Genomic DNA, 6,142 nt, shown 5'->3' with positions numbered 1-6,142 from the left:
CCGCCGAGATCGACGTCTCGGCGGTGGCCGACGAGCGGTGGCGGCTGCTGGTGCGCGGCCTGCTGGCGCCGGTTCCGGCCGACCGGTGGGGCGCCGAGGAGGTGCGGCGCTGGCTGGACGGGCAGACGCCGCAGGTGGCCCGGGGGCGGCGCAACGCCCCCATCGTGTTCGCCGACACCTCCCACGCCGACCCGCCCAGCCTCGCCTTCGACCTGCTCGACCGGTCCGACAAGGGCGCGGTGTGGCTGCGCACCCACTGGTCGTCGCTGCGCACCTGGCTGGACCGGGAGGTCAACGACTACACCTTCGACCGGGACCGCCTGACGGTGCTGCAGGACCGGCCCGAGCTGGCGCACCTGGCGATCAGCGCCCTGGCCGCGCACTACGTGCCCGGCATGACGCCCCGCTACCGGGGGCTGGACGTCAGCGCCGACGGGGTGCTGGCGCTGGCCACCGGGGAGCCGGCCCGGAACGCGGTGCTGCGCGAGGCGTTGGAGACCGGCGCGGTGGGCCTGGCCGCCCGGCACTGGTGCCCGCACCCGGGCTGCCGCGACGAGGGGGCGCACCGGTGCGCCCTGCTGGAGCGGGTCCAGCACGAGGTGCCGCGGGTGATGCACCAGGCCCAGGAGTCGGTGCGGCGCCTGTCCGAGCAGGGCGCGGGCGACTTCTCCGGGGTCGACCGGCACGGGTGGGACGCCGCCTGGGCGCACGCCGCCGAGCTGGTTCTGGACCCCGAGGCGGCGGCGCGCGAGCGGCGGTGGCTGCGCGCGCAGGCGTGGAACCCGGCGCAGCGGGGCCCGGAGCGGCACGCCGACTGGTGGTCCGGGCTGCGCCGCTCGGCGCTGTCCGGGCAGGCCGGGGACATCGGCACCACCGCGGCGCTGGTCGCGCTGGACCTGGTGACGCCGGTGGCGACCGCGGTCGGCGCCGAGGCGCGGCGGCGCGAGCAGGCCGAGGGGCGGATGCGCCGCCGGGAGCGCTGGGAGAGCGCCCGCCGCCGGGGCGGTGCGGCGGTCGCGGCGGCCCGGGGACGCCTGTCGGGCCTGGCGTCCCGGCAGCAGCGCAACGGGCCGGCCGGGCAGGCGGGACAGGGCCGGGAGCAGGCGTGGGGGCCGCAGCCCTACGCCCCCTCCGACCCGCTGGCGCGGTACCGGCCGGCGCAGGACCCCAGGGGCGACGCGGACCGGCGCCGGGCGGACAAGGGCATGCGCCAGATCGAGCGCGCGATGCGGGCGGGCCGGTGCCGACGGTTCGCCTACCCGGCGGCGCTGGTGGGGGCGGTGGACGCCCTGGGCCGGGCGGTGCTCCCGCCGGAGGGGTTCTTCCCCGGCAGCGACCTGGTGCTGGGGCTGTACGAGGGGCTGCTGGGGTTCCGGCACAGCGCGCCGGTGTCGGCGGTCGCCGACGGGGCGTCCTCCCTTGCGGGCCTGGTCCCGGGCGGGGCCGCGGTGCAGTGGTGGTCGCCCCTGGCGCTGGCGGTGGCGCTGCTCGTGCTGGGAAGGACGGCCGCCTCGAAGAAGCGCAGGGCCCGCACCCAACTGGCCGCATACCGCCTGGCGGTGGCGGGGTCGGTGGCCATGCTCGTCCTGATCACCGCCGGAGGCCTCCTGACCGTGGGCGCAGGCATCCTGATCCCCTTGGACACCCTCCTGGGCGGCTGAGGCCACCCGTCCCCGGGACGAAGCGCGGAAGAACCACGCGGGAGCACGGTCCGGTCGCGCTCCGCCCGACCGCGCCTCCGGGGCAGGGCCCGGCCGTTGTTCCAGTACCCTCCGCCCGGGATGTCGGCCCCTGTGTACATCTCCGCGGCCGCCCTTGAAGCCGTCCCAGCGTCGTCGGCCCCGTGTCGGGGGCCGCCGTGCCGACCGCGAGTCATCTGAGCCGGAGAATGCCGTCTCGGTCGGCTATGTGTGCATCCGCAGTTCGCGGTCGAGGTCCGCGAATACGGAGGCGACCTGGGCTTCGGCCGCCGACGGCGCAGCGCCGGTATCGGCTCCGACCACCGTGATCGTGCCGGGCCCGCTCCGCCCATCGCCGACATGGAGGGTACGGCGGAAGGGGCCCGCAGGACTCGGGTACACGACCACCGACCGCGGTGCCGCCGCCGGCGAATAGGACGCGCTGTAGGTCAGCAGCTGGTGCACGTCGGGCGATGACACGCTCTTGCGCCCGTAGTCCTTGTACTTCGCGTCCACGGGCAGGCTCCAGGGGCGCCCGCCGCCGAGCCGCACGACCGCGTCCGGGCGGAACGGGGGGCGGGGCCCGACGTCCCCGGTCACCGCGACGGTGCCCCCGGCCCCGGCTGAACGGCGCCGGCCCCTCGCCCCGCCTCGCTGATGAGAGGACCCGTCCTCACGAGCCCCGGTCCGGGGCAGGGCGGCGGCGCGCCGCCGTGGGCCGTTCCTCCTCCGCGCTCACGTCCGCCTGCGCAGAAGAGCGGGCCCACCGGACGTGCTCCGGCCTCAAGGGGGCCGTCGTGCCCCCGCACAGCACGGCGTCGGCCCGCCCTCGGGGCGGGCCGACGCCGGGGTTTTCGGTCGGTCGAAATCGGGTGGCTGGTTCCGTTCTTCGGGGCGCCGATCCGTCGGAGTCAGTGGGCTCCGGCCAGGCCGTCGCCGCCCAGGGTCAGCAGGGACTGCATGCGCTCCAGGTCCTCAGGGGTGTCGATGTCGTCGGGGCTCGCGACGTCGTCGCAGGCCACCGTGGTCACCAGGTGGGAGTAGGCACGCAGGAAGGGCCGCGCGCCCACGTCGCCCTCGGCCAGGGCGTGCACCGTCTGCCAGTGCTCGCGCCCCAGCAGGACCGGGTTGCGGGGGTTGCCGGCGTAGGTGGCCGCCGCCGCGCGGGCGCCGTCGGCGTAGGCCGCGGTCAGCCGCGCCACCGCCGCCGAGGTCACCAGCGGCTGGTCGGCGAGGGCGATCACCACCGCGTCCACCTCGTCGGGCAGCGCCTCCAGCCCCGACCGCAGGGACGAGCCCATGCCGCTCTCCCAGCGGGGGTTGTTCACCTCGGCGGCCCCCTCGACCACGATCGTCTCCGCACCCAGGACCACATAGACCGGCAGGCACCCGCCCTCGCGCAGCACCCTGACGCCCCGGTCGGCCAAGCGCTCCCCGGCCACCTCCACGGTGGCCTTGGGGCGCCCGAGCCTGCTGCCGCGCCCCGCGGCCAGCAACAGGCCGGCGATCGGGAGGCGGACGGCGCCGTGCTCGCGTGTGGTCATGCCGCGATGATGCCATGCCCGTCGGCGCAGGGTGCCCCGATCGCCGAGTCCGGCCCGGACCGGACGCCCGAAACCGCCTTTGCCAGGCGGGTTCGCCCCTCTCGGCGGGCGGGGTTCACACCCCCGCCTGACCGGTACCGGCCGCCTGGGCCTGCCGGGCCAGCGGTTCGGTGTGGATCCGGCCGCTGGTCGAGCTCAGCGGCCGCCCGGTGCCGCCCCACCGGGTCTGGATCAGCTCGGCCGCGATCGAGACCGCCGTCTCCTCGGGGGTGCGCGCCCCCAGGTCCAGGCCGATCGGCGAGTGCAGCCGGGCCAGGCGCTCCTCGGGCACCCCCGCCTCGCGCAGCCGCGCCATCCGGTCCTGGTGGGTGCGGCGGCTGCCCATCGCCCCGATGTAGCCCGCCCGCGTGTCCAGGGCCGCCTCCAGCACCGGCACGTCGAACTTGGGGTCGTGGGTGAGCACGCAGATCGCGGTGCGCTCGTCGATCTCGTCGGCGATCTCGGTCAGGTAGGCGTGCGGCCACTTCACCACCACCTCGTCGGCGCGCGGGAAGCGCTTGGCGGTGGCGAACACCGGGCGCGCGTCGCACACCGTCACCCGGTAGCCCAGGTAGGCGCCGATGTCGGCGACCGCGGCGGCGAAGTCGATCGCGCCGAACACCAGCATCCGCGGCGCCGGGGCGAAGCTCTGCACGAACACCTCCAGCTCGTCGCCGCGCCGCTGGCCGTCCGCTCCGTAGTGGAGCATCCCGGTGCTGCCCTGGGCGAGCATCCCGCGCACGTCGTCGTCGGCCGCCGCGTCGAGCCGGGCGCCGCCCAGCGACCCCTCGGCGCCGTCGGGCCGCACCACTCTGCGCGCCCCCAGGCGGCCCGGGCCGCCGACCACGGTGGCCACCGCGACCGGCCGGTGGGCGTCCACCTCCGCGACCACCCCGGGCAGCTGCGGGTAGCGGGCCCGGTCCACCGGCTCCACCAGGACGTGCAGGGTCCCTCCGCAGGTCAGGCCGACCGCGAAGGCGTCGTCGTCGCTGACCCCGTAGGTCTCGCGCACCGGCTCGCCGGTCGCCATCACCTGCTGGGCCAGCTCGTAGACGGCGCCCTCCACGCACCCGCCGGAGACGCTGCCGACCACCTCCCCGGTGGGGCCGACCGCCATGGCCGCCCCGGCCTCGCGCGGCGAGCTGCGGTAGGTGTCGATCACGGTCGCCAGCGCGAACGTCTCGCCGGCGGAGTACAGCTCCGCGACGGCCGAGCGGATGTCACGCACGTGCTCCTCCTTCTTCGGCGCGGCCGCGTGCCACGGTGCGCGCCAGTCGTTCCAGCGCCTCCAGGCTGTGCCCGGGGACGAAGTCGTCGATGTGCGGCAGCGCCGCCGCCATCCCGGCGGCCCGCGGGCGGTAGCCCTGCTGGGCCTTGTGCGGGTTGGCCCACACGATGCGGTGCGCCAGGCGGGCCAGGCGCGACATCTGCTCCGCCAGCAGGGAGGCGTCGCCGCGCTCCCACCCGTCGGAGGCGATGAGCACGACGGCGCCGCGGGCCGCGCCCCGGCGGCCGTGGAGGTCGAGGAACGTGCGGAGCTCCTCGCCCAGGCGGGTCCCGCCCTGCCAGTCGGGGACGGCCTCGCCCGCGGCCCGCAGGGCGCGCGCCGGGTCGGGGGCGGACAGTTCGCGGGTCAGGCGGGTCAGCCGGGTCCCGACGCTGAACACCTCGGTCGATGCGGGGTGGCCGCGCAGCAGGAGGTGGGCGAAGCGCAGCATCGGCTCGGCGTAGGGCGCCATGGAGCCGCTGACGTCGACCAGCGCCACCGCCTTGCGGGGGCGCCGGGTGCGGGCCCGGTAGGACAGCCGGAGGGGTTCGCCGCCGGTGCGCGCGGCGGCGGCGAGCGTGCGGCGGGGGTCGATGCGCCCGCGCCGGGCGGGCGCGGCGCGGCGGGAGGGGCGGCGCGGCCGCTCGGTGCCGATCAGCGACACCAGGCGGGCCGCTTCGGCGCGCTCCTCCTCCGACAGCAGCCCGAGGTCGGCGGTGCGCAGCACCTCGGCGCCGCTGGCGGCGGCGGGCCGGTGCACCGCCTGCCCGCCGTCGCCGCCGGGCCCGCCGCCCTCCGGCGTCAGCAGCGCGACGCGGCGCCGGCGGGCGGGGAGCGGCAGGGGCGGGCGCGGGGCGGGGAGGGGTCCGCCGAAGCAGGCGGTGAAGCAGGCGTCGTAGAGGTCGAGCTCGGTGCGGGTCGAGCAGAGGGTGAGGCGCCCGGCCCAGTAGAGGCGGTCGGTGCGTGCGGGGGCCTCCGTCGCGGCGAGGGCGTCGGTGAAGGCGAGCGCGCGGGTGGTGTCGGCGCGCACCCCCGCCGCTCGCAGGGCCCGGACGAGGGTGAGCACAGCGTGCGGGACCGCGTCCGGACGCGGGTCCCGGAACGGGGTCGGGGGCGGTCCCGGGAGCGCGTCCGGGCGGCGCGGGCCGTCCGCCGCCGCTCCCGCCTGCCCGGTCACGGCCGCGCCCGCGCCGCGGGGCCCGGGGCCGCTGCGGCGCCGTTGAGCAGGGCGGACAGGCGCTCGCGGACGGCCTCGACGTCGTCGCGGTGCTTGACCAGCGCGCCGAGGGTGCGTGCGGCGGCGTCCGCGTCGAGCGCGGTGGCGCCCAGCGCGGTCAGGGCGGCGGTCCAGTCGATGGTCTCGGCCACCCCGGGCGGTTTGACCAGGTCGATGCCGGAGGAGGCCGGGTCGCGCAGGCGCTGGGCGGCCGCGGCCACCGCGCGCACCAGGCGGTCGGCGGCCTCGGGGCGGCGCCGGGTGATGATGGCGGCCTCGCGCTCGAAGGAGGGGTGCGGCATCCAGTGGTAGAGGCACCGGCGCTTCAGGGCGTCGTGCACCTCGCGGGTGCGGTTGGACGTGAGCACGACGGCGGGCGGTGCGGCGGCGCGGACGG

At 77.6% G+C, this 6,142-nt stretch carries 4 protein-coding genes and 2 pseudogenes; 1 reads left to right on the top strand and 5 read right to left on the bottom strand.

Features of this window, described 5'->3' with window-relative positions; all coding sequences use genetic code 11:
- Positions 1–1,661: pseudogene (locus D450_RS0119885) on the top strand (serine/threonine protein kinase); the annotation flags it as partial.
- A 243-nt stretch (positions 1,662–1,904) separates the two neighbouring features.
- Here the strand turns inward: D450_RS0119885 and D450_RS0119880 are convergent.
- From D450_RS0119880 to D450_RS30680, 5 genes and pseudogenes are all read right to left on the bottom strand, one after another.
- Positions 1,905–2,279, bottom strand: coding sequence for a hypothetical protein (locus D450_RS0119880; protein WP_017540411.1), 375 nt, complete (start codon positions 2,277–2,279; stop codon positions 1,905–1,907).
- Positions 2,280–2,590: 311 nt separating this feature from the next.
- Complete coding sequence (locus D450_RS0119875; RefSeq protein ID WP_017540410.1) at positions 2,591–3,223, bottom strand: nucleotidyltransferase family protein; 633 nt, start codon at positions 3,221–3,223, stop codon at positions 2,591–2,593.
- 115 nt (positions 3,224–3,338) lie between these two features.
- Positions 3,339–4,490 carry an XdhC family protein gene (locus D450_RS0119870; RefSeq protein ID WP_017540409.1) on the bottom strand — a complete coding sequence of 384 codons (1,152 nt, stop codon included), beginning with the start codon at positions 4,488–4,490 and terminating at the stop codon, positions 3,339–3,341.
- Complete coding sequence (locus D450_RS0119865; protein ID WP_017540408.1) at positions 4,483–5,595, bottom strand: vWA domain-containing protein; 1,113 nt, start codon at positions 5,593–5,595, stop codon at positions 4,483–4,485. The genes D450_RS0119870 and D450_RS0119865 overlap by 8 nt, the downstream gene beginning before the upstream one ends.
- Positions 5,596–5,702: 107 nt before the next feature.
- Positions 5,703–6,142: pseudogene (locus D450_RS30680) on the bottom strand (AAA family ATPase); the annotation flags it as partial.

This window comes from Nocardiopsis halophila DSM 44494 (genome assembly GCF_000341245.1).
Classification (GTDB): Bacteria; Actinomycetota; Actinomycetes; order Streptosporangiales; family Streptosporangiaceae; genus Nocardiopsis_A; species Nocardiopsis_A halophila.
Note: the sequence above shows the minus strand (reverse complement) of the source record. Positions and strands in the feature narration are given on the sequence as shown.